Below are 21,253 nucleotides of genomic sequence, written 5' to 3'. Positions count from 1 at the left end.
GGTCAGCGATCGAGCGTCTTCGAGGCGGTGGCACGGTTCTTCACGATCAGCATGATGTTTCTGATATAGATGATCGTGGCCAGCGACTGGCCGATGATGATCACGGGCTCGCGCTTGGCGATGCCGTAGATCAGCGTCATCATGCCGCCTCCCATCGAGAAGAACCAGAACGCCATCGGCACCACGCTCTGTCCGGCCCGCTCGCTCGATATCCACTGCACCAGGAACCGCGCGGTGAACAGCAATTGCGCGATCAGCCCGAACGCCAGCCAGAAATCGAACTTGGCGACGAACACGTCGTAGAGATAGTCGCCGAGCGCCTGGCCGTATTGAATCAGCATCAGCGAACCTCGATCGCAACGGGAGTCGACTTCTTGCGCCGGATCAGCCACCACACGCCGGCGAGATCCATGATCCCGATCCATAACCGGTCAAAGAAGCCGTAATTGGACACGCCGGAATGGCGCGGGCGGTCGATCACGTCGACGTAAGCGATGTCGAAGCCTTCGCGGCGTACCAGCGCCGGCAGGAACCGATGCAGGCCGTCGAAATAGGGCATCGAGAGGAACACCTCGCGCGGGAACGCCTTCAGCCCGCAACCGGTGTCGCGGGTACCGTCGCGCAGGATGGCATTGCGCACGCCGTTGGCGATCCGCGACTGCAGTTTCTTGAAGCCGGTATCCTTGCGCCCGACGCGTTGGCCTGCCACAAGACCGACGCGGCCGTCGCCTTTTTCAACTGCCGCGATCAGGTCCGGCAGGAACGCCGGATTGTTTTGCCCGTCGCCGTCGAGCGTCGCCACGATGGCGCCGCGCGCGGCCCGTACGCCGCTGCGCACCGCTGCCGATTGCCCGGTCGAGGCGGCGTGCTTCAGTTGCCGAAGTTGCGGATACTGCTTCATCATCGCCGCCAGCCGCTCGGCGGTCGCATCCGTCGAACCGTCGTTGACATAGATGATCTCGTAGGCCCAGCGGCTGCCGAGCGCGCTGACGATTTCCGCAATCAGCGGCGCGACGTTGTCCGCCTCGTTGCGGACCGGCACAACGATTGAAACGGCGACCGCATCTCTGTCGGCAGGTGTCAAATCGGTACTCGTCTGGTTGGTTTGGAAGGACCCGGAACCGCGGCGTATCGGGCCGTCTGGCGGCGTCCGCTTTTATGGGGCGAAAGAGCCCCGGGCAACCCTTTTGAGGCGCCCGGACGAGGGCCCGGCAAGGGACACGATGCTGCCGTCGCGCTGGATCGCAAATCCGAGCCGGCGGGCCGCAAACCAGTATCGTACGAACATCGCACCGACGATGCCGATCAGGGCCCCGGCAACCACGTCACTGGGATGATGGGCGACCAGCACCAGACGGGTCGCCGCAATGATCAGGGCATAGACGGCCATCGCAAAGCGAGCCTTCGGCCAGATGACCGACACGGCGAACGCGAGCGCAAAGGCGGTCGTGGCGTGGCCGGAAGGAAAGCTGAAATAAGCGGGGTTGCCCGCGAAGTGCGAGAAGTGGAAAGCGTTGGCCTCGCCACCGACAAATGGCCGGCCGCGGCCGATGCTGTATTTCAGCACCTCGGTGACCAGACTGGATACAGCGACGGCGCAGAAGATGAACTGCAGCCGTGTTCCGAGACCGAGCAGCAATGAGCGCCTGATGCCATGCAAGGCCGGTGCGGCGATCGCGACCGCGATCAGCAATCCTCCCAGCCCCGCCAACACATATTCGTCCTTGCCGAAATCGGTGAGAATGCGGACCCACCACAGTGAGGGCGTGCCACGCTTTGGCATCTGGGCGATTTCCCACGCGTCGATCGCATACATCAGCACCACGATCGCTGCGCCGAGACCGGCCGAAATCCACAAGGCGTGACGCGCCGCGCGGCGAGCGGCTTCGGCCCGCCGCGAATGCGACGGCGACCGCACGAGCTGCGCCAATGACAGCCACGTCAGCGTGGAGAAACGCGCAAGATAGTTTTTGGAATCGTCGACAGCAGGGCTCGCAGCCATCTTACTCCGTGCCTTCCGAGCGGAAGATGGCGATCGAGATCGCCTTGCCCTGCGAAATGTTATAGCCCTCGATCCGCTTCGCTACATTGTAGCGCAGCCCGATCGCTTCGGCGCGCTGAACGAAGGCCCGCTCCGTGCGCGATTCAACCAGCGCGAACCGGCAACTGCCCTGCCCGAGGAAATCGGCCGCGCCGGATCCGTCGGTGAGCAGCGTGCCGGTACCGGTCATGAAGACAAGGCTCGGCTCGTGGAAGCCCGCGGCGGCCGCCTTTGGCCCGACGCAGACCACGTTGCGAAGCGCACGCGCGATCTCGGCGCTTGGAAACATGGCAGTCAGCGACGGCATGACAATGCCGTAGATTCCGACCGCCAGAAACATCGCCGCGACCACGGCATTCAGCAGCGAGCGCTCGGCGCGGCTGTCCTCGAACATCCACCACGCGATCAGGCCGAAAATCATCGCCGCCGCCAGGAAGGGCCAGGCCGGAAATGCCGGGTAATGCGTCAGCTTGATGGCGCCGATGACGGCGATCACGGATGCCCCGGCCGGAATGACAAACCACCAGGCTGCACCGCGCATCAGCCAGGAGCGCGACAGCACGCGGCGCTCCAGCGCGCCGGCGGTGAGGATCGCAATCGCCGGGTAGAGCGGCAGCACGTAATGCGGCAGCTTGGTCAGCACCAGTTCGAACACGATCCATGACGGAACCAGCCACGCCAGAAGATATTGCGCGCCGGGCTCGCGCCGCGCGCGCCACACCGCCGGCGCCGCCATTCCCGCCAGCGCCGCACCCGGCCAGAACGTGACCCAGAACAGCAGCAGATAGAGGCCGGGCGGCGCGCCGTGGGATTCCTGCGCGCCGAGCTTGCTCAGCATGTCGCCGCCGAGCGAATTGGAGAAGAATGCCTCGCCCGCGCGCCAGAAGATCGCAACGAACCAGGGCAGCACCAGCACCAGCGTCCACATCAGGCCCCAGACCGGGCGCAGCCGCCAAAGCCATGCCGCCGAGCGGTCGAGGATCGCGAGCGCCAGGATGGTCAGCCCGACGAACATCAGGATCAGCGGTCCCTTGAGCAGGATGCCGCCGGCCAGCGCCGTCCAGAAGATCGCCGGCGGGGCCCAGGGCGGACGCGCCGGATCCTCGCCACGCTGCCAGGACAGATACACCCGCGCCATTGCCCCCATTGCGGCGACAACGGTCAAGAGCAGCATCGCATCGGTTTTGGCTAGCCTCGCTTCGGCGCCGAGCAGGACGGAACTGCACATCATCAGTGCTGCCAGCGCGGCCCCGCGCCGCGTGACAAAGGCGAGCGCCGCCCAGTAGGTCAGGAGAACCGCGCCGATGGCCCCGATCAGGGAGGGAATCCGGTAAAGCCAGATGCGCAACTGCGCGCGCGGCAGACCGAGCGACGAGGCGGTTTCGACCACGGCGGCCTGCAGCCAGTAGATTCCGACCGGCTTCTTGTAGCGGACGTCGTCCTGGAAGCGGATGTCGACGAAATCGCCGCTTTCGACCATCTGCTTGGTCGCCTGCGCAAAGCGCGCCTCGTCGCGGTCGATTGCCGGAATGTTGAAGAATCCGGGCAGGAAAAGCACGATACCGCAGAGCACCAGAAACACGATCGCGCGAAAATGGTTCGCGGTGGCATAGTCGAACACAACGGCCAACCTGCGGCCGGAATGCGCAGGTTTTACAGGCTGTTGGCCCGCTCCAAAGCGTGGGGGGTGCAAGGTTTCCACCATGCTGTTCGCATACGATGAAACCGCAGTGCAAACAACACCGCAAAACCCCTAAGTCGTGGTCAACAGAGCGTTTTTCCTTACTGTACCCGGATGACCACGGTATCGGCCGCGCCGGTCGCATCGATCACGGTCAGCCGGGCAAAGCCCGGTCCGGGCGGATCGACCAGGCGCTGGCGACGGCTGTCGATCTCGCCGACTGAAGTGCCGTTCATCATGATGGTCAGCGGCAGCACGCCGCCGGCAACCTTGACCGGCATCGCGGCGGCCTGCCCGTCGCTTGAACGGTCGACGTCGATGCGCGACCCGTTCAGGGGAAACTGGATGCGCGGCGCAGAATCGCTGCCGGTCCGGATCAGTTCGCCGACCGGACGGAACCGCCGCAGCGGCAATGGCAGTTTGGCGTTGCTGGCGATCAGCGCACCTTTCGGCGGCTTCGGCAGCGCCGCAGGGATTTTCCCGGTGCGCGCAAAGGCGTCGAACAGGATCGGCGCGGCGGCGGTGCGGCCGACCAGGCCCGGCACCGGCGCGCCGTCGGGACGCCCGACCCACACGCCGATCGTGATGCGGCCATCGAAACCGACCGACCACGCGTCGCGATAGCCGTAGCTGGTGCCGGTCTTGAACGCAATTTTGTTGTGCACGCCGTTTTCCGGCGGCGGCGTGCCAAGCAATACGTTACCGACCTGCCAGGCGGCGGCGTGGTCCATTAGCCGGAGCGGCTCACGCTCGTCCTTGGTGAGCACGATCTCGCGCAACGGCCGCGCCGCACCCAGCCGCGCCAGCCCGGCATAGAGCTGCGCCAGGTCCTGCAAAGTAACGCCGACGCCGCCAAGGCCCATCGCCAGACCCGGCGCTTCGTCCTTCGGCAGCACGAGATTGCCGCCGGCCTGCTTCAGCCGCGACGACAGCCGGCTGGAGCCGACACGGTCGAGCAGCGCGATCGCCGGCACGTTCAGCGAGAGTTGCAACGCCTTACGCACCGGCACGGTGCCCTGGAACGTCATGTCGAAATTTTCCGGCGCATAGGAGCCGAAGCGGATCGGGCGGTCATCGATCAGGCTTTCGGGGTGCACAAAGCCATCCTCGAACGCGAGCCCGTAGATGAACGGTTTTAGCGTCGATCCAGGCGAGCGCACGGCGCGGGTCATGTCGACCTGCCCGGCGCGGCGCTCGTCGAAATAATCCGCCGAGCCCACGCGCGCCAGCACGTCGCCCGTTTCGTTGTCGACCGCGATGATGGCGACTGAAATATTCGGTCCCTGCGCCACGGCACGGTCGCGCGCCAAGGCTTCCAGCGTCTTCTGCAAGCCGGAATCCAGCGTGAGCTTGATCAGCGGCGTACCTTTCACCGTCGCCATCGCGGAATCGGAGGAATGCGGCGCCAGGATCGGCATCGGCTTGCGCAGCCGCGGCACCGCCACCGCCTTGGCCTGCGCCGCGTCCTCTTGCGACACCACGCCATCCTCGACCATCCGTGCCAGCACGCGGTCCCGTGCGGCGTGGGCGGCTTCCGGATGACGGTCGAGCCGGCGGCGTTCCGGCGATTGCGGCAGCGCGACCAGCAATGCGGCTTCAGCGAGCGAAAGCCGCTTCGGCTCCTTGCCGAAATAGGCAATGGATGCGACGCGGATGCCTTCGAGATTGCCGCCGAACGGCGCCAGCGCCAGATAGAGATCGAGGATTTCGTCCTTGCTCAGTTGCCGCTCGAGCTGGACCGCGCGCACCATCTGGCGCAGCTTTGCGTAGACCGAGCGCTCGCGCCGCGGCTCCATCAGCCGCGCCAGTTGCATCGTAATCGTCGAGCCGCCGGAGACGATGTGGCCGCGGCTCGCCAGTTGCAGCGCCGCCCGTCCCAGCGCCAGCGGATCGACGCCGCCATGCGACCAGAACCGGCGGTCCTCGTAAGCAAGTAGCACCTTGAGATACCCGGGATCGACCGCGGTCTTTGCCTCCACCGGCAATCGCCACCGTCCGTCGGCCATCGCATAGGCGCGCAGCAGCTTGCCGTTGCGATCGACGATGGTGGTGGAGACTTTGCGCGCCTCTTCCAGCGGCAATGGGCCCAGCGCGTAGACCCAACCCGCGAAGGCGGTCGTGATGACGACGAGGACAAAGGCCAGCGTTACGGCGATCCGGAAAAAGCGGCGAGGCTCAATACCACCGCCATGGCCGGGCTTGCCCGGGCATGACGATTGAGATTGTGGTGACACCGCGTCGCTCATCCCACCATCGCTCATTTCGCCGGACGCACCTCGACCGAGCCGGTGCCGGTACGGCCGTAGCGCGAGGGGTTGTACATGTCCTCGACATAGGCCTGCGGCAGCACGTATTTGCCGGGCGAGACCGCGCGCACGATGTAAGCCACCGTGAACACCGACTGGTCGTCGCTGGCGCGCTCGATCGCCGCGGTGAAGCGGTCGTCGCGGAACTCGGTATGCTCCGGCTCCTCGCCGTCCTCGATCCAGTCCAGCGTGCCGGAGTCACCGGACGACACCAGGCGCGGGTTGTCGATCTCGAGACCGGCCGGCAGATAGTCGGCCACCATGATGTGCCCGCGTTCCGGCTTGGCCTCGGTGATCTTCAGCACCACCGCGAAGCGATCGTTCTGCTTGGCCTTGGTGACGTCGGCGGGCTTGCCGTCGAGCGAGAAATAGCTGCGCTCGATCTTGAAGCCGTTGGAAGCCGCGGGCTCCGGCGTAACCGGCGAGCCCGAGACCGAGACCACCGCCTGCACCGGCGCATCGCCGGTATTGGTGATCTTGACCGGCTTGCCGGCCACCGCCTCGGCCTTGTAGCTGCGATAGACGGCGGCCTTGACCGGCGATCCATCGATATCGAGCGCCAGCGTTTCCTTTGACAGCGCTCGCGCGGCCAGCACCATCCAAGCATTCTCCTGCGTGGAGGTGTAGGGCGTAAGCCCCCGCGCCGCTTCGACCCGCTGAACGGCCTGTGTCAGTGTCGCCCGCGGCGCGTTGCCTTCGCTGGCGAGCGAGACCAGCGCCGCCGCGTCGCGCAGCGCCGAGCCGTAATCGACGCGGCCGAACTCGATTACCGGTTTTGGCGCCAGCGCATCGAGTGCCGCCGCATAGACCCGTTCCGCCCGCGTCTTGTCGCCGACCAACGCCAGCGCCGCGGCGAGCTGCGATTTCGCAATCGGCGTTGCGAGATTGCTCAGCTTGGTGTCGGCGAGATAGCGGAGATCGCCGATCGGCGCTGCACCATTGCGGGCAAGCACATAGAGGCCGTAGGCCAGATCACGGCCGCCGTCCTTTTCCGGCTCGTTGGCATTGACCACGGAGTTGCGGATACGATCCAGCGCGTTCTTGAACAGCACGTCCGGCACCGCAAAGCCCTTTTCGCGGGCCCGCGTCAGGAAGTCCGTCACATAGGCGTCGAGCCAGGCGTCTTCGCCGCCCGCCGACCACAGCCCGAACGAGCCGTTCGAGCCCTGCCGCGCCAGCAGCCGTTCGATCGCGTCCTTGATGCGCTGGTCGACGGCGGTATCCATCGCCAGGTGCGCGCCGGCCGCCAGATCATTGACATAGAGCAACGGCATTGCGCGGCTCGTGATCTGCTCGGAGCATCCGTGCGGATAGCGATCCAGCGCCTTCAAAATGGTCGCCGCATCGAGTGCGGTGGATAGGCTGACCGACAGCGAGACGCTGCCGGTGCCCGACACGAGGTCGGAGAACATGTCAGGAGTCAGCGTCAGGCTCTCGCCTTTCGCCAATGTCCGGATCGAGCGCCGCGCCAGCACCTGCGTCGCCGCCTTGACGTCGAGCGCATAATGCCGCGCCAGCGTCAGCCCGTTCGGGCCCTTGATGTCGACGTCGAGATTGGCGGTGCCGGCGCCGCCGGCATCGAGCGCCAGCGACATCGAGGTCCGCTGCTTGGCCGCGAGTTTGACCGTCGTGGTCGGATTGCCCGTCACCTTCACGGGTCCCGAGGTCTTCACGCTGATGCTGTAGTCGCCAGGGGCGCCCTCGACATTGTCGAGGTCGAAACTCATGGTGCCCTTATCGCCATTGAGCAGGAAGCGCGGCAGCGTCGCCGTCAGCACGACGGGGTCACGCACCGTGACATCGATGGTGGCGCGGCCAAGCTTGGTCGCGTTCCACGCCACCGCCATCACGCGTGCAGTACCGGCGAACTCCGGAATGTCGAAACTGATCTCGGCGGTGCCGTCGGCGCCAACCGTGACGATGCCGGAATAGAGCGCGAGCGGCTTCTGCGTGGGCGGTGAGCCCTGCAGCTCGGCGCCGGCGGAATCGCCGCCGGTCCTGATCTGGCCGCGGGTACCCTGCATACCGTCGATCAACTGGCCGTAGAGGTCGCGGATTTCGGCCGTCAGGCGGCGCTGGCCGAGATAATAGTCATCGGGTGCCGGCGGCTTGTAGTTGGTCAGGTTGAGAATGCCGACATCGACCGCGGCGACCACGACCTTGGCGTCCTCGCCGGGATTGAGCCCACCCAGCTTGACCGGGATCTTTAAGCTGGTGCCGGGCCGAACCAGCGGTGGCGGCGACAGCGCGACTTGGAGCGTGCGCGCCTTCTTGTCGATCCCGAACCATTTTAGCCCGATCGCCCGTCCGGGCATCCGCAACGCCGCCGCGTCCAGCGGTCGCCGCAGCGTCGCCAGCACATAGGCGCCTGTGCCCCAATCCTTGCCGACGGTCAGTTTGACCTGCTGGGTGCCTTCCTTGACGTCGACGGTCTGGGTCGTCAGCAGGCGGTCGCCGAGCACGTTGATGGTGAGCTTCCCGGCGGTGCGGGCATTGACCGACACCACCATGGTGTCGCCGGAGGCGTATTCCGGCTTGTCGATCGAGGTCTCCAACAGGTCCGGCGTATCGGCGCTGCCGTCGGAATACCAGCCGACGTCGAACTGCACCGAGGTGATCGGGCCATCCGCCTCAATCGATTTGACGTCCAGGCGATAGCGGCCGGGCTCCGGCGCGACCGACACCCGCGCCGCCTTGTCTGATGTCAGCGTCAGGTCGCCATCGGCAACGCGTTTGGTGGATTTGACCGGCTCATATTCCCAGGACGAATTCTGACGATACCACTGATAGCGCGACTCCATCTTCAAGAGTTCGTAGCGCAGGCCGTCGCGCGACAGTTGCTTGCCGTCAGGGCTGACGAAGACCACGTCGAACTCGGCCTTGTCGCCTTCAGCGACGCTCTTGTCGCCGAACAGCGGCTTGATGCCGATCAGGGCCGCGGTCGGCGCCACGGGGAGCACCAGCTTGCGCTCGACCGCGCGGCCGCCGGTCTCCACCATCCGGATGAAGATCTGCGCCTCCTGCGGCTGGGTCGAGGTCGGCGCCTTCGCCAGCGACACCGGGAAGGTCGCAACACCATTGGCGTCGGCCTCCGGCAGGTTCTCGATCGGGGTGCGCTCGTTGGAAGCGGTTTCCTCGTCCTCCACACCGAACTGATAGCCGGGATAGCCGGGCCGCCCGGAGGCTGCGGGGGCGACCAGCATGTCGCCTTCGAGCTGCAGGCCCGACGCCGGCGCACCATAAAGGAACTTGCCAGCGACCTTCAGTTCAACCGGGGTCTCAGCCTTGATCACCTTTTCCTTGGCCGAGACGTCGAATTCGATCCGTTCGGGGATGTAGTCCTCGACCATGAAGGTGGTCTCGCCGACGGACGAGCCCTTGGGGTCGGTAAAGGCGCGCACCCGCCAGGTCCCGGTCGGGACCGCCGAATTGAGCGGCACGGCCATGGAGCGGCCACCCGCGCCCTGGTCGGGGAGCTGGGCGCGGCGGAATTCGACGCCGTCCGGCCGCTCGATCACCAGCGTCAGCGGCCCGCCGGCCAAGGCGTTGCCCTGCCCGTCGCGCAGCAGCGCGGTCAGGTAGACGGTCTCGTTCGACCGGTAGACCCCGCGCTCGGCATAGACGAAGGCGTCGGCACCAGGCGGCACGATCCGTCCTGACACGCCGCGGTCGGTGAGGTCGAAGGCATTGGTCTTCAGGCTGAGGAAGGCGTAGTCCGCCTTCTCGCTCATCACCGTCAGCAACGCCGGCGAGAGCCCGCCCTCGCCGCGCGCAAGCCCCGCCTCGAACAGCACGTGACCGGCATCGTCGGTCTTGCGCGTGGCCAGGATCTCGTTGTTGCGCGCGACCAGCCGCACTTCGGCCTTGGCGACCGGGTCGGTCGAAGCCAGCGAATTGACAAAAACAACCTGGATGCCGTCATTGCCGGAAAACGCCGTTAGCCCCATGTCGGAGACGATGAACCATTGCGTCGCCAGTGTGCCGTCATCGTCGCTGCTGCTGCCCGGGCCCTTGGCGGCGGCCGTCATCACGTAGACGCCCGGCTGCAGATCTCCGAGCACCTGGTCGACCGGGAAAGCCGTCACAACGTCCTGGTTCAGCGTCGAGGCGGTGGCGAGCTCGCCGGACCAGACCTTGGCGCCGCGCTCGTTGCCGAGATCGGAGAGCTGATAGCTGGAGAGCGTCTTCTGAAAATCGCTGTCGACCACCGTGTTGATCAGGTTCCGGTCGCCGATCCGGAACACGTTGACGTTCACCGAGGGCGTATTGACGCTGACCAGCGGAATGCCGCGCTGGCCGGTGCGCGGCAGCACATAGGCGCGGCCGGTGAAGCGCACGAACGGCTTGCGGTCGCGGACATAGACGTTGAACTCGGCCGATTTCGGCAGACTCTCCTTCACCGTGGACGGCAGGCCGGCGCGCAGGTTGATGTTGTAGCGCTCGCCATGCTTCAGCCCGTCGATGCAGAGCTGCTTGCCTTCGCTCGTCAGCGCCGGCTTGTCGGTGCCGGCAAGCGCCACGAACGGCGCAAAATCGACCCGCTTGGCGAGGTCTTCGGAGAACTGGAAACAGGCGCGCGGCGAGGCGCCGTCGGAATCGACGGTATAGTCGAGCAGCCGGAAGCCGTGCTGGTCGCGCATCTTCTCGTACTGGCCGCGGACCTCGGCGACCTCGCGCATGTCGAGCGATAGCCGCAACGCATCCAGTGCCGGGCGCCACAGCTTGCGCTCGGACATCGCCCGGCCCAGCACGGCCAGCGCATCAGCCTCCTCGGCCTGGTTGCCGGCGCGCTGATAGGCGATGTAGGCCGCGGTCGAGGCGCGCTCATAGAGGAAGGTCTGTTCGCTGGAACTGACGGAGCGGATCTGGAAGATGGTCTTGGCGAGCCGCAGCCAGTTGGCGCTGTCTTCTGGCGTGGTCGCCGCGATCTGGCCGAGGATCTGCAGGCCCACCCGGAAGTCGGCGCGCTTGAAGGCGGCGTCGGCGTCGTTGCGCAGCGTCGCGGAGGATTTCGCCACCGGCCCCGCCTCGCTCTTGATCTGGGCCTCCAGCTTCACGGCCGAATCGGCCAGCTCGTCGCGCTTGAATGCCTTGTCCGCGGCCCCCGCCGCCGTCAGGCCAAGCGCCAGCGTGGCGCAAATCACTGTGGCGCGAACCAAACCGATCATGATGGGCTCCTTGCCGCGGACAGATGCCGCGTAACGACCAAAAAAGGCGCGAAAAGGTGACGGACTGATGGCGGTGGTGAAGGCTTGCGGAAGGGTCGCATGCATGGCTTAGGCAGTCCAAACGGTCGCGGCCGTCCCGTAGCAGACGGTCAGCGGGGAGGCATGTATATTGGGGCAGGCCCGAGGCTACGGCCCGCCGTCTGGCTTTGTCGCACCCTTGAGGAAATCGGTTCGACCGTCTTGGCGGGAAGGCGGATTTTTCATATTGGCAGTGGTAGAAAGGCTCAAGGCGGCGAGACCGCCCCGACGGTCCCATAGCTCAACTGGATAGAGTAACGGATTTCTACTCCGTGGGTTGCAGGTTCGAATCCTGCTGGGATCGCCATACCATTTCGCGCTTTTCCGCAATTTCGACTTCATTCTCGTCTCGGTTGGATTCTCGGCTTATGATGCCGGCCAGCGATTGCTTCCGTTGCCCTGACAAAGGATGCGGACGTCATGCCAAAAAAGGGAATCACCGGCCACGACGAATGGGTCGTCACGGAAGCGCTGGCGACGGCGCTGGTCGCACTTGAGCAGCTCGAGCCGACCCAGCAGTCACGCCAGCAGATGGACGATATCCGGAAGCTCTTGGCGGCCAATTGTCAGCCCGGGACCATCAACCTGCATCTCGCCCAGGCCAAGTGCCGGCTGAACCCCCATGCCGATCGCGCCGTCATCTATCGCGAGTACGGATTTCAGGACTGGGAAGTCTGAATGGCGAGTGTGCTAGCTGCTGGAATAAGCTCGGAGCGCTGGTGTTCTGTCGTAGGGAGAAGACGGCGACAATTCTGTGCGGAAGGCTGGGAGGGCATTAGGATGAAACTACCGCACGTACCCGCCACGGCGGCTCTGACGATTTTGGCCGCGGCGATCGCCCTGCCCGCACCCGCCCGAGCCCAGACCTACGATCCGAGCTACCCCGTTTGCCTGCAGGTCTACCAAGGCTTCGTGGACTACTATTTCGAGTGCCACTATCGAACGATGGCGCAGTGTCAGGCGTCGGCATCGGGCCGCTCCGCGCAATGCGTCGTTAACCCGTACTATGCCGGGCGCGGCAAGCGCCCGAAGCGGTATCAGTCCTATTGAGAATCGGTTCGCTTCGATGGGGCGTGGCTCGCACCTCGCCGTTCCCGCCCGCTGTTCACCAGCCGTAGCTGCCTAGCGCCAGCGGCCTTCGTGGTGCCCTAGCCGTTCGCGTCGTGTCGGACTGCAGGCAGCGCCGGGCCGCTTCGATCTCGGCGTCGCTCGCGCCCTTGCTCCGTGCCCAGTGCTCTGCGGCGGGCGCGCTGTATTTCGCCACGTAGTAACGCACGACCGGACACGAAATTCGACGCAAGACACCGGACTGGTCACTCGCAAATGCGGCGCTTGATGTACCCAGACACAGCGCCAGCACACACATCCAACGTAAGGCCATGTGATTCCCCTCTCTATGTCAGAGGGCCATGGCTCTCAGCGACGCATCAAGCCCGATTGTGAGTTCCGCCAACGGAACGGTCGGAGCTGTGCTTAAGCCGCAACTATTACCGTCGTGACGGCGCCGCTCCGCCCGATAAACGCGACTTTCTACAATCATTAAAATTGATTGTTTACGAAAAAGGCCGAACCTGATTGCCGCCCTGGGACAATCCGTTAGCCTGCTTGCCAGGGCTGCGTGAACCGTTGGTAGCCGAGATGGAATTCGACCGCCGATCTGTCGCAAGGACGACGATTTCGAAAAGCGCGTTGCTGTTCTTCGACGCTCGGCGCGGTGTCTTCACCTGCCGCGTTCAGGATGTCACGAATTCCGGGGCTGGAATTGAACTCCACGACCTCAACCTGCTGCCCCTAAATTTCGAATTGACCTTCGACAATTTTCACAACATTCGCGAATGCCGCGTAATCTGGCGGCAAGGCGATTTCGTCGGTGTTGCGTTTCAAAACTGATCGATCTGCGACCAGGCGCCATCAGGACCGCAGCAGGCTTGGAGACAAAACAGCCTTGGAGAATGGAACTAACAGCGGGGCTCCGCGTCGAATCCCTGCTTCGGTTCCACCGGCACGCAAGCTAATGACGGGCGAGCCGCCTTCGCGTATCGTTTGCGGTCGGTCGTTTCGAGTTTGTGACGGGAGGTCGAACATGTCCTGGGATCGTCCGTTCGCTCAGCCTGTGCCGCTCCCGAAAGGGCCGCCAGCGCAAACCCTGCGAGACGCCGCCGACTACATCAGGACCCTTCCTCAGCCCGAACGCGAACGTCAGGAATGGCGGCTTGCCATCCAGATGCTTATTGATGCCGCCGAAGATCGTGGACCCATGCTGTTCGCGCGCATGGGAATTGTCAGAGCCTTCGAGACGAGTATTGAAACGACGCTCGATGCGGAGCCCCCAGGATCCCCGCCAAGATCCCCGCCAAGCAAGCTGAAAGAAAGCAAAGCTGAAGGGAGACCGTGACGCCGGCATCTGAACCCAGGTCGACGTCACGCAGATGGTGCCGGAGAGCATGAAGACGCTTCAAGCCCGGCATTTCCAAATCGAACGAGAGCTCGCGCTCGCAGGCGAAGTGCAAGCCACGCCGCCGCCGAACGACCGTAGACCTGCCTAGCTAGGCTACATTCCTAATTCGGAAATCATCGATCCGCTTGCCGGATTTCAGTTTTGCAGCGAGCCAGCGAGGCGTCTTCCCTCGGCCTGCCCACGTCTCGGACGGCCGATCGGGATTCCGGAATTTCGGAACGACCGTCGGATATGGACGCCGCCCTGTCGATGATTTCGTGCGCTCAGCTTCGACCACGCCCTTGAGCTGCTTCAGGCGATCTTCAAGGAGGCGCTTCTCTGCAAGCAGAGTCGTTGCAAGCCTGGCGGTTACTTCTTCGTGGAGTGCCCACAGCTCATCCGTGGACATTGATTTTAAGGCTTTCCGGTTCACGACCGTCCCCAATCATGATTCGATGACTATCATCGTTGGTTGCAAAACATGAGTAGAATAGGGCTGATTTAGAACCTCCTTCGGGCAGAAAAGTTCCATCCCTTGGCATCGTGACACACAACCATAACGGAATCCGCTCGAAGATGCACCAAGAAGCTGCGCCAAATTTTCTTCGCCCGCAATTATTAAGGAAGCGCCGGCGGCGACCATCGCCCATAATAGCCGAGCGCGCGTCTCCCTGGGGTAGGTGATAGGAGCGGCACCCGGCTATTCGGGCCGCGCGGCGGTGCGGCCTGAACAGGAACTCATTTATGATTTAAGGGAACTTTAAAAAGCCATTGAATCATAACGATTTTATCGGAACGCAAATCGCCGATCAGGCACTGAGCTTTTGCCGCGGAACCGAACCGGCCGCAAACGACCACGAAATAGCCTGGCGTGAGGAAACGCAACGCTCTCGACACGTTTCCCCGGTCTCATGAATGAACGGCCGAGCGCGAGGCCCCCTTGAGTCCGCCACCACCCGAATTCGATCGCGACGAGGCGCTCGTGTGTATGGCGCTGGCGTTCTGCCTGGCCGGTGCATCGACCAGCATCATCTACCGGCTGCTGGGTTGAGGGGGTCCGGACGGATCAGTGAGCCACTGTGCGCATGCCGACGAGCGCGCGGCGCGCTTTTGGTTTTGCGATGTGATGGCGCCGATGAAGCGAGGTAAGCGGCGGCTCGCGGTCGGGAGTAGACGAGGCCCGGAGTGCCTAGGAGTCCGGGCCTCGTGGCCTCCAGTGGTAGCGCGCGTCGTGATGAACGAGCGCCCTGCCCCCCGCTGCAAGCGAGGGCGTTATAGATCGGCGTTACGTGCACAGCCAATCCGTACGAGTACGGTGAGCGGGCGCCGCACGGTTCTGTGTGACAAATTGATCAGCAAAACGCGGTAGCGCGGATCGCATGCAATATCCGGGCTGCCGACACTGCATTCCGTCCCGCTCTAAGCGAGCTACGCCAGGCGCAGCCATTCGCCCGCCTCTACCGCTTATCGAACGGAATATACTGATGATACTCTTTCGGCACCGAGCTCCGGTAACGAGCGGGCACCGTGCCGCGGTCGATCGAACGGTCGATCTCCTGCTGCCGGGTCATCTTGGCCGGTTTCTTTTTCTTCGGCGCCGCCTTCTCCTTTTCGGCCGCGGCGGCTTCCGGCGCGGCGGGGGACGGCGTTGCCGTTGCCGCAGTGCCGCCATCCGGCGCGCCCTGCGCCAGCGCGACGGCCGGCAGGAGTACGAGTGCCGCCGCCGACGCGGCCAGCACAAGACGACATGGCTTTTGCATCGAAAGCTCCAGTTCGGGCCCGCTCCGTTTCCAGGCTGATCCTATTACGTCCGCACACGTCCGCACACCGGGATTTTGGCGAGGCGGACGGGCATGGACCGGCTATGCTTGACCCGGCTGCAGGTCGTAAAAACGAACGCGAGCCGGCTGCACTGCCAGTCCGGACCAAGCGCTGCGCTCAAGACCGGCTCCGGTTTGGACAGGCCGGGCGCAAAGAAAACGATGGCGCAGGCCAGTGAGACGATGGCGGCGGCGAGAACGAGGTTCTTGCGGGTCCACCAATTGTGCGGCATGGCGGTCGCTCCTGTTTCGAAAGCGCGGAGCATAAGATCGCTCCACCGCGGTGCCTGTGAACGGCTTCACACTACACGGATTTGTGCGCGAGCCCCGATGGACGCGGAAACGGGTATAGAAATGGGTATAACTGGCGCAAATCCGTTGCGCGCGCACAACGCTTGATCGACATTGCCCTCGGGGCGAGCGCGTGTGCGGGGCGTGCGATGGACGAGCAGGAAGCGAGCTACGACTACCATCGCTACAAGCAATTGCTGGCGGAAGCGGTCGACGAGACCAAACGGCTCGAGCTGATCGAAATCATGATCAGGGAAAAGGCCCGCGACAGGCTCGAGGCGCAGCGGATCGCGGACCGCGTAGCGATGACCGCTATGACGGTTGCGCGCGTCCTTGGACCTGGGGGTCGTCGCGATAATATCTAGAAGAGCGATCACTTCTCCGAAGCGAGCATCACCAGCGAGCCGACCACCCCGATCAGCGCACAGGCGAGAAGGCCATATTGAAGGATCGCCAGCGCCTGCCTTGGGGCTTCGGTCGCCGTTGCCATCTCGTAGAGAGCCAAGCTGACGTAATCCCGCTTATCAGGATCAGTTTGGACCATTTGCTGCTCACGCAAGCCTCCCCTGCTTTACCCGACCCTTTTCGACGCTGGTATTTTGCCTCGGGTTCACTTACCTAGTCCCCATTCCGCGCGCGTGGCGCGTCCAACCCCAAGAGTGAAAGCGACAAGGCCTCTTTTATGAGTGGATTCAAGGAACCGAGCTTCGCGGACCGCCAGAAGGCCGCCCAGCAGGCGCGGCAGAACATCCTGAACAAGTTTCGCACCCAGCCGGGACCCGACGATCCCGAGGTGAAGCGCCGCCAGGCCGAGCGCGAGGCCGTCGCCGCCGCCCGCGCCAAGGCGAGAGAGGCCAAGGAAGCCGAAAAGGCCGAACAGAAACGTCGCGAGGCCGAGGCCGCCGCGGCGGAGGCCGCCAGATTAGCCCGCGAGAAGGAAGAAGAGGCCGCCAGGCTGGCGGCGCTGGAGGCTGAGCAAAAGGCCAAGCGCGACGCGCGTTACGCCGCGCGCAAGACCAAGGGCAAGAAGAAATAGGCACGATGCTGATCGCCGTTTCTTGCCGGCGACAGATGCAGCCCCGTCATTCCGGGATCGTGCGCAAGCACCAGATCCCAGGTGCGGAATTGCGCACCTGGGCATCTCGAGATTCTCAGATGCGCAATCGCGCATCATAGTTCGATGCCGCGCATCGCCCCGGAATGATAGTGCGGCTCAGTTCTTCTTCATGCCGTCTTCTTTTTTCATGCCGTCGTGCTTCATGCCTTCCTTCTTCATCATACCGTCCTCTTTCTTCATGCCGTCCTTGGACATGGACTCCTTCTTCATGCCGTCGCCCTTGCCCATCTTGTCCTGAGCGAAGGCGGCTGGCGCGAACGCGAGGCCGAGCGAAACAAGCGCGGCAGAAAGGCCGAGGCCGATACGGGTCGTGGTGGTAGTCATGGGATGGTGGTCCTTGGTTTGGGTTGGCTTCTCGAAAGCGACGTCTGCCGCTTCTCCAACGACGATGGCGCGACCGGTTTTGTTACCGGCCACGTCCCAAAGTTCCGCAATTCTCACGGTTAGTTGAAGCGAACACATTCAGTTAATATGGGGCTGAAGCCGGTCCGGATTGCCGATCCAAGAACCGTTTGCAGGAAACAAACCATGCTCACGCGCCGCCATGTCATGGCATCTGCACTCGCCGCGCCCGCCGTGCTTCGTTTCGGCACCGGCACGGCCCGTGCGGCCACCACGCTGAAGATCTCGCATCAGTTTCCGGGCGGCACCATCGACAAGGGCGACTTCCGCGACCGGCTGTGCCGCACCTTCGCCGCCGAAGTCGCCAAGCGCAGCGGCGGCGAGATCGCAGCCGATGTCTATCCGAACTCCTCGCTGGTCAAGACCAACGCGCAGTTCTCGGCAATGCGCAAGGGCGCTCTCGATATCAGCCTCTACCCGATGCCGTATGCCGGAGGCGAGCTGCCGGAAACCAATATCGGCCTGATGCCGGGCCTGGTCGCAACCTACGACCAGGGTCTGCGCTGGAAGAACGCGCCGGTCGGCAAGGCGCTGACCGACTTCCTCGCCGACAAGGGCATTATCCTTCTCACATGGGTCTGGCAGGCCGGCGGCGTCGCCAGCCGCTCTCGACCGATCGTCGCACCTGACGACGCCAAGGGGCTGAAAGTGCGCGGCGGCTCGCGTGAAATGGATGTGGTGCTGAAGACCGCGGGTGCCTCGGTCCTGTCGATGCCATCGAACGAAATCTACGCCGCAATGCAGAGCGGCGCCTGCGATGCCGGAATCACCTCCTCCACCAGCCTGATCTCGTTCCGCCTCGCGGAGGTCGCCAAATCGCTGACCTCGGGCGCCGGCGCCTCCTATTGGTTCATGCTGGAGCCATTGATGATGTCGAAGGCAATCTTCGACAAGCTACCCAAGAAGCAACAGGACATCATCCTGACGGTCGGCAGCGAACTGGAAGCGTTCGGCCGCAAGGGCGCGCAGGACGACGATATCGAGGTCGCCAAGGTTTATGAGAAGTCCGGCGCCAAGGTCAGCACGCTCGATGTCGCGACCGTCAGCAAGTGGCGCGACATCGCGCGCGACACCGCGTGGAAGGACTACAGCGCCAAGTCGGCGATGTCGGCCAATCTGCTGAAGCTCGCCAGCGACGTCCCCGCATGATGCATGGTCCGCTTCCGGATCAACGCCCCGCGCGCGCCACGATTGAGCCGCCGCCCACCACCTGCAACAGGTCGGTTCTGACAGCCTCGATATGCTGCTGCAGAAACCGGCAGGCCTGGTCGATCTCTTTCGCCCGGCACAGCTCGATCAGGTGAGCGTGCTCCTTTTCGGCCGTGCCCATCGCCTTGGTATTGGAGAGTTGCAGACGCGTGTAGCGGTCGCTGGTCTGCAAGAGCGCCACGACGATCGCCTTGGTACGCGGCTGCCGGGCGTGAACATATAGTGCCATGTGGAAGTCAGCGTTGAGCTGCCCCCATTCGCTGACGTTGCGCGCCTTGATCGCTTTCTCGAAGCGCTTCTGGATGTCGTCCAGCGCGGCAAAGTCTTGTTCCGCAAAGTGCGGCGCCGACTGCGCCAAGAGCCGCGGCTCCATGATTCCGCGAAGATCGAACACGTCGTTGATTTCGTCCAGCGACAGTTCCGATACGATCGCGCCTTTTTGCGGGACGATGCGCACCAGCCCCTCCGCCTCGAGCTGAAACAGCGCTTCGCGCACTGGAATGCGGCTGACGCCGTATGCCTCGCCCAACGCATCCTGCCGAAGTTGTGAGCCGGCTGGATAAGTCCCGTCGAGAATGGACTGCCTGAGCTGATCGACGATCGCAGCCGACAGCGTCCGGTGCTTCAGAGGGACTTTCATTTGATCTTCCGTCGTCATCGCCGGCCTTTCCGATCGAGGCGGCCCCATTTCGCATTGAATTGGTCCGCCGCAGCGAAAGCCGAGGCGTCCATAATCTCCATTTGACAACATTGTATAAATTATACAATTTCGGATGGCACGAGAAATCTTGACGGGCAGCGGGGCTCTTTATGATCGAGCAGGCAATTGCGGACATGCCAGCGTTCAGCACCCGGGGAATCGTCGTCAGGGCTTCGAGTCTGCTGCTCGCTTTCGAGCGCATCGCCCTGATGGGGCTGATGTATCTGCTGACGGCGCTGATCCTGGTGAATGTCGTCACCCGCTATTCGCACTTCCCGATCTACTGGATCGATGAATCCGCGGTCTATTGCGTGGTCTGGCTGACCTTCATCGGCGCCTCCGCGATGACGCGGCTCAGGCTCGACTTCGCCGTCACCATGATGACCGAGCGCCTCTCGGCGCGGCATCAGAAGTTCGCGAAGGTCATCGCGACCGGCATGGTCGTCGTGTTCGGCGTGGCGCTGATCATCACCTGCTTCCTCTGGATGGATCCGATCGGGCTTGCCCGCGCCGGCTTCGACGCGCGCAAGCTCGCCGCCGAGACATTCAACTTCCTCTACACCGAGCGCACCCAAACGCTGAACTGGCCGACCTGGGTGCTCTATTTGACGCTGCCGATCTTCGCAGTCTCCATGACCATTCACGGCGTGGCAAACCTGCTCGAAGATCTCGAACTGGTGCCACGGACGCCGCCGAAGGGTTTTCAACTCTCAGAACTCGACGGGGTCAACTAGTGATCACGTCAGCCGCCTTCATCGCGATCATGTTGGTCGGGGTACCGATCGGCCTTTGCCTCTGCCTGGCCGGGCTCGTCTTCATCATCGCGTCAGGCAATCCGGTGCTGTTTCAATCCTACCCGCTGCAGCTCTTCGGCGGGGTCGACAGCTACGGCCTGATCGCCATCCCGCTGTTCATCCTGATCGGCGAAATCATGAACGGCGGCGGCATTACCCGGCGCATCGTCGACATGGCGATGGCCTTTGTCGGCTCGCTGAAGGGCGGGCTCGCCTACGTCAACATTCTCGCCAACATGTTCATCTCCTCCATCCTGGGATCTGCGACCGCACAGGTCGCGATCATGGCGCAGATCATGGTGCCGGAGATGGAAAAGAAGGGCTACGACAAGACCTTCGCGGCCGGCTTGACCGCCTATGGCGGCATGCTCGGGCCGATCATTCCACCCTCGGTGATGTTCGTCGTCTACAGCGTGCTGGCGCAGGTATCGGTCAGCGACATGCTGATTGCCGGCATCGTGCCCGGCGTGATCCTGACCGCGATGTTCTGCATCGCCATCGCACTGATGGGATACGTCTACAACTATCCCAAGGCCGATTATCAGACACCGCGGCAGCGGCTGGCGACGATCCTGCGGACATCGCCGACGCTGCTGATTCCGATCGTGATCGTCGGCAGCATTCTCGGCGGGCTCGCCAACGCGACGGAGTCCGCGGCCGTCGGCGCGGTAGCCGCCGCTCTCGTCGGAAAATTCTGGACCAAGGAGTTCAGGTTTTCGCAGCTCCCACAGATGATGCTGCGCGCAGGCGTCTACTCGGCCATCGTACTGTTCCTGGTCGCGGCGGCCGCCGTGTTCTCCTGGGTGCTGGTGTTCGGCAAGGTGCCGCAGGAGACCGCCGCATGGATCCAGTCGGTCGCCAAGGATCCCGTCAGCTTCATGCTGCTTTGCAACGTGATCCTGCTGGTGATCGGAACGGTGATCGACGGCATTCCCGGCCTGATCATGACGGTGCCGATTCTGCTGCCGGTCGCGACCGAGATCTATCACATCGACCCACGCCAGTTCGGCGTCGTCGTGGTGATCAACCTGGTGCTTGGATTGCTGTCGCCCCCGGTCGGTCTTTGCTTCTTCGTGGCGGCAGCCGTAACCGGCGCCAAGCCCGGCAAGATGTTCATGGTGACGCTGCCGCTGTTCGGCATCTCCTGCATCCTGCTGGTGCTGCTCTCGCTCTATCCCTCCCTCTCCCTCGTCCTCATCAAGTAGGTCC

The 21,253-nt window shown here is 63.7% G+C and carries 21 protein-coding genes and 1 tRNA gene; 10 read left to right on the top strand and 12 right to left on the bottom strand.

Annotated features, from left to right (window positions below):
* Positions 1 to 2: 2 nt before the first annotated feature.
* From V1273_RS17300 to V1273_RS17275, 6 genes are all read right to left on the bottom strand, one after another.
* Positions 3 to 341, bottom strand: coding sequence for a lipid-A-disaccharide synthase N-terminal domain-containing protein (locus V1273_RS17300; protein ID WP_213247201.1), 339 nt, complete (start codon positions 339 to 341; stop codon positions 3 to 5).
* The gene (locus V1273_RS17295; RefSeq protein WP_334410329.1) at positions 341 to 1,084 is read right to left on the bottom strand and encodes a glycosyltransferase family 2 protein; all 744 of its coding nucleotides are present in this window, start codon (positions 1,082 to 1,084) and stop codon (positions 341 to 343) included. Before V1273_RS17295 ends, V1273_RS17300 begins: the two co-directional genes overlap by 1 nt.
* A 72-nt stretch (positions 1,085 to 1,156) precedes the next feature.
* Positions 1,157 to 2,002 (bottom strand): phosphatase PAP2 family protein, encoded by an 846-nt coding sequence (locus V1273_RS17290; protein ID WP_334410328.1) that lies wholly within the window; start codon positions 2,000 to 2,002, stop codon positions 1,157 to 1,159.
* Between the two features lies 1 nt (position 2,003).
* Entirely contained in the window at positions 2,004 to 3,746 is a 1,743-nt protein-coding gene (locus V1273_RS17285) for an ArnT family glycosyltransferase (protein ID WP_334410327.1), read from the bottom strand.
* 77 nt (positions 3,747 to 3,823) lie between these two features.
* The gene (gene pbpC / locus V1273_RS17280) at positions 3,824 to 5,968 is read right to left on the bottom strand and encodes a penicillin-binding protein 1C (RefSeq protein ID WP_334410326.1); all 2,145 of its coding nucleotides are present in this window, start codon (positions 5,966 to 5,968) and stop codon (positions 3,824 to 3,826) included.
* Positions 5,969 to 5,979: 11 nt separating this feature from the next.
* On the bottom strand, positions 5,980 to 11,196 hold the full coding sequence (locus V1273_RS17275) for an alpha-2-macroglobulin family protein (RefSeq protein WP_334410325.1): 5,217 nt from the start codon (positions 11,194 to 11,196) through the stop codon (positions 5,980 to 5,982).
* 308 nt (positions 11,197 to 11,504) lie between these two features.
* On the opposite strand from V1273_RS17275, the gene V1273_RS17270 reads away from it, so the two are divergent.
* From V1273_RS17270 to V1273_RS17245, 5 genes are all read left to right on the top strand, one after another.
* Positions 11,505 to 11,581, top strand: a tRNA-Arg gene (locus V1273_RS17270).
* A gap of 113 nt (positions 11,582 to 11,694) precedes the next feature.
* Positions 11,695 to 11,952, top strand: coding sequence for a hypothetical protein (locus V1273_RS17265; protein ID WP_028346177.1), 258 nt, complete (start codon positions 11,695 to 11,697; stop codon positions 11,950 to 11,952).
* A 102-nt stretch (positions 11,953 to 12,054) separates the two neighbouring features.
* On the top strand, positions 12,055 to 12,324 hold the full coding sequence (locus V1273_RS17260; RefSeq protein ID WP_334410324.1) for a DUF3551 domain-containing protein: 270 nt from the start codon (positions 12,055 to 12,057) through the stop codon (positions 12,322 to 12,324).
* Between the two features lie 588 nt (positions 12,325 to 12,912).
* Complete coding sequence (locus V1273_RS17250) at positions 12,913 to 13,164, top strand: PilZ domain-containing protein (protein ID WP_334362450.1); 252 nt, start codon at positions 12,913 to 12,915, stop codon at positions 13,162 to 13,164.
* Positions 13,165 to 13,357: 193 nt separating this feature from the next.
* Positions 13,358 to 13,669, top strand: coding sequence for a hypothetical protein (locus V1273_RS17245; protein WP_334410323.1), 312 nt, complete (start codon positions 13,358 to 13,360; stop codon positions 13,667 to 13,669).
* A 151-nt stretch (positions 13,670 to 13,820) separates the two neighbouring features.
* On the opposite strand, the gene V1273_RS17240 is transcribed toward V1273_RS17245, so the two are convergent.
* From V1273_RS17240 to V1273_RS17230, 3 genes are all read right to left on the bottom strand, one after another.
* Positions 13,821 to 14,144, bottom strand: coding sequence for an H-NS histone family protein (locus tag V1273_RS17240; RefSeq protein WP_334362449.1), 324 nt, complete (start codon positions 14,142 to 14,144; stop codon positions 13,821 to 13,823).
* 1,024 nt (positions 14,145 to 15,168) lie between these two features.
* Positions 15,169 to 15,471, bottom strand: a complete 303-nt coding sequence (locus V1273_RS17235; protein WP_334382276.1) for a hypothetical protein — start codon at positions 15,469 to 15,471, stop codon at positions 15,169 to 15,171.
* A gap of 44 nt (positions 15,472 to 15,515) precedes the next feature.
* Positions 15,516 to 15,764 (bottom strand): hypothetical protein, encoded by a 249-nt coding sequence (locus tag V1273_RS17230; protein WP_334410321.1) that lies wholly within the window; start codon positions 15,762 to 15,764, stop codon positions 15,516 to 15,518.
* Positions 15,765 to 15,971: 207 nt separating this feature from the next.
* On the opposite strand from V1273_RS17230, the gene V1273_RS17225 reads away from it, so the two are divergent.
* Entirely contained in the window at positions 15,972 to 16,187 is a 216-nt protein-coding gene (locus V1273_RS17225) for a hypothetical protein (protein ID WP_334368892.1), read from the top strand.
* 8 nt (positions 16,188 to 16,195) lie between these two features.
* Here the strand turns inward: V1273_RS17225 and V1273_RS17220 are convergent, their stop codons facing one another.
* On the bottom strand, positions 16,196 to 16,366 hold the full coding sequence (locus V1273_RS17220) for a hypothetical protein (protein ID WP_334410320.1): 171 nt from the start codon (positions 16,364 to 16,366) through the stop codon (positions 16,196 to 16,198).
* A 138-nt stretch (positions 16,367 to 16,504) separates the two neighbouring features.
* Here V1273_RS17220 and V1273_RS17215 point away from each other — a divergent pair, with 138 nt between their 5' ends.
* Positions 16,505 to 16,858 (top strand): DUF6481 family protein, encoded by a 354-nt coding sequence (locus V1273_RS17215; protein ID WP_334368889.1) that lies wholly within the window; start codon positions 16,505 to 16,507, stop codon positions 16,856 to 16,858.
* A gap of 177 nt (positions 16,859 to 17,035) precedes the next feature.
* Here V1273_RS17215 and V1273_RS17210 read toward each other — a convergent pair whose 3' ends face one another.
* On the bottom strand, positions 17,036 to 17,263 hold the full coding sequence (locus tag V1273_RS17210; protein WP_057844241.1) for a pentapeptide MXKDX repeat protein: 228 nt from the start codon (positions 17,261 to 17,263) through the stop codon (positions 17,036 to 17,038).
* A 204-nt stretch (positions 17,264 to 17,467) separates the two neighbouring features.
* Here V1273_RS17210 and dctP point away from each other — a divergent pair, with 204 nt between their 5' ends.
* Positions 17,468 to 18,490, top strand: coding sequence for a TRAP transporter substrate-binding protein DctP (gene dctP / locus V1273_RS17205; protein ID WP_334410318.1), 1,023 nt, complete (start codon positions 17,468 to 17,470; stop codon positions 18,488 to 18,490).
* A 19-nt stretch (positions 18,491 to 18,509) separates the two neighbouring features.
* On the opposite strand, the gene V1273_RS17200 is transcribed toward dctP, so the two are convergent.
* Positions 18,510 to 19,190, bottom strand: a complete 681-nt coding sequence (locus tag V1273_RS17200; RefSeq protein WP_334368887.1) for a GntR family transcriptional regulator — start codon at positions 19,188 to 19,190, stop codon at positions 18,510 to 18,512.
* 194 nt (positions 19,191 to 19,384) lie between these two features.
* On the opposite strand from V1273_RS17200, the gene V1273_RS17195 reads away from it, so the two are divergent.
* On the top strand, positions 19,385 to 19,984 hold the full coding sequence (locus V1273_RS17195; protein ID WP_334410316.1) for a TRAP transporter small permease: 600 nt from the start codon (positions 19,385 to 19,387) through the stop codon (positions 19,982 to 19,984).
* The gene (locus tag V1273_RS17190) at positions 19,984 to 21,249 is read left to right on the top strand and encodes a TRAP transporter large permease (RefSeq protein WP_334368886.1); all 1,266 of its coding nucleotides are present in this window, start codon (positions 19,984 to 19,986) and stop codon (positions 21,247 to 21,249) included. The genes V1273_RS17195 and V1273_RS17190 overlap by 1 nt, the downstream gene beginning before the upstream one ends.
* Positions 21,250 to 21,253 lie beyond the last annotated feature (4 nt).

It is taken from the genome of Bradyrhizobium sp. AZCC 1721 (genome assembly GCF_036924715.1).
In the GTDB taxonomy this organism is placed as follows: domain Bacteria; phylum Pseudomonadota; class Alphaproteobacteria; order Rhizobiales; family Xanthobacteraceae; genus Bradyrhizobium.
Note: the sequence above shows the minus strand (reverse complement) of the source record. Positions and strands in the feature narration are given on the sequence as shown.

Coding starts and splice junctions, on each gene's coding strand:
- V1273_RS17235 (WP_334382276.1), bottom strand. CDS start 15,471: ATGCAAAAGCCATGTCGTCTTGTGCTGGCCGCGTCGGCGGCGGCACTC.
- V1273_RS17230 (WP_334410321.1), bottom strand. CDS start 15,764: ATGCCGCACAATTGGTGGACCCGCAAGAACCTCGTTCTCGCCGCCGCC.
- V1273_RS17210 (WP_057844241.1), bottom strand. CDS start 17,263: ATGACTACCACCACGACCCGTATCGGCCTCGGCCTTTCTGCCGCGCTT.
- pbpC (WP_334410326.1), bottom strand. CDS start 5,968: ATGAGCGACGCGGTGTCACCACAATCTCAATCGTCATGCCCGGGCAAG.
- V1273_RS17200 (WP_334368887.1), bottom strand. CDS start 19,190: ATGAAAGTCCCTCTGAAGCACCGGACGCTGTCGGCTGCGATCGTCGAT.
- V1273_RS17250 (WP_334362450.1), top strand. CDS start 12,913: ATGGAATTCGACCGCCGATCTGTCGCAAGGACGACGATTTCGAAAAGC.
- V1273_RS17220 (WP_334410320.1), bottom strand. CDS start 16,366: ATGGTCCAAACTGATCCTGATAAGCGGGATTACGTCAGCTTGGCTCTC.
- V1273_RS17245 (WP_334410323.1), top strand. CDS start 13,358: ATGTCCTGGGATCGTCCGTTCGCTCAGCCTGTGCCGCTCCCGAAAGGG.
- V1273_RS17215 (WP_334368889.1), top strand. CDS start 16,505: ATGAGTGGATTCAAGGAACCGAGCTTCGCGGACCGCCAGAAGGCCGCC.
- V1273_RS17285 (WP_334410327.1), bottom strand. CDS start 3,746: ATGGTGGAAACCTTGCACCCCCCACGCTTTGGAGCGGGCCAACAGCCT.
- dctP (WP_334410318.1), top strand. CDS start 17,468: ATGCTCACGCGCCGCCATGTCATGGCATCTGCACTCGCCGCGCCCGCC.
- V1273_RS17300 (WP_213247201.1), bottom strand. CDS start 341: ATGCTGATTCAATACGGCCAGGCGCTCGGCGACTATCTCTACGACGTG.
- V1273_RS17275 (WP_334410325.1), bottom strand. CDS start 11,196: ATGATCGGTTTGGTTCGCGCCACAGTGATTTGCGCCACGCTGGCGCTT.
- V1273_RS17225 (WP_334368892.1), top strand. CDS start 15,972: ATGGACGAGCAGGAAGCGAGCTACGACTACCATCGCTACAAGCAATTG.
- V1273_RS17265 (WP_028346177.1), top strand. CDS start 11,695: ATGCCAAAAAAGGGAATCACCGGCCACGACGAATGGGTCGTCACGGAA.
- V1273_RS17195 (WP_334410316.1), top strand. CDS start 19,385: ATGCCAGCGTTCAGCACCCGGGGAATCGTCGTCAGGGCTTCGAGTCTG.
- V1273_RS17290 (WP_334410328.1), bottom strand. CDS start 2,002: ATGGCTGCGAGCCCTGCTGTCGACGATTCCAAAAACTATCTTGCGCGT.
- V1273_RS17260 (WP_334410324.1), top strand. CDS start 12,055: ATGAAACTACCGCACGTACCCGCCACGGCGGCTCTGACGATTTTGGCC.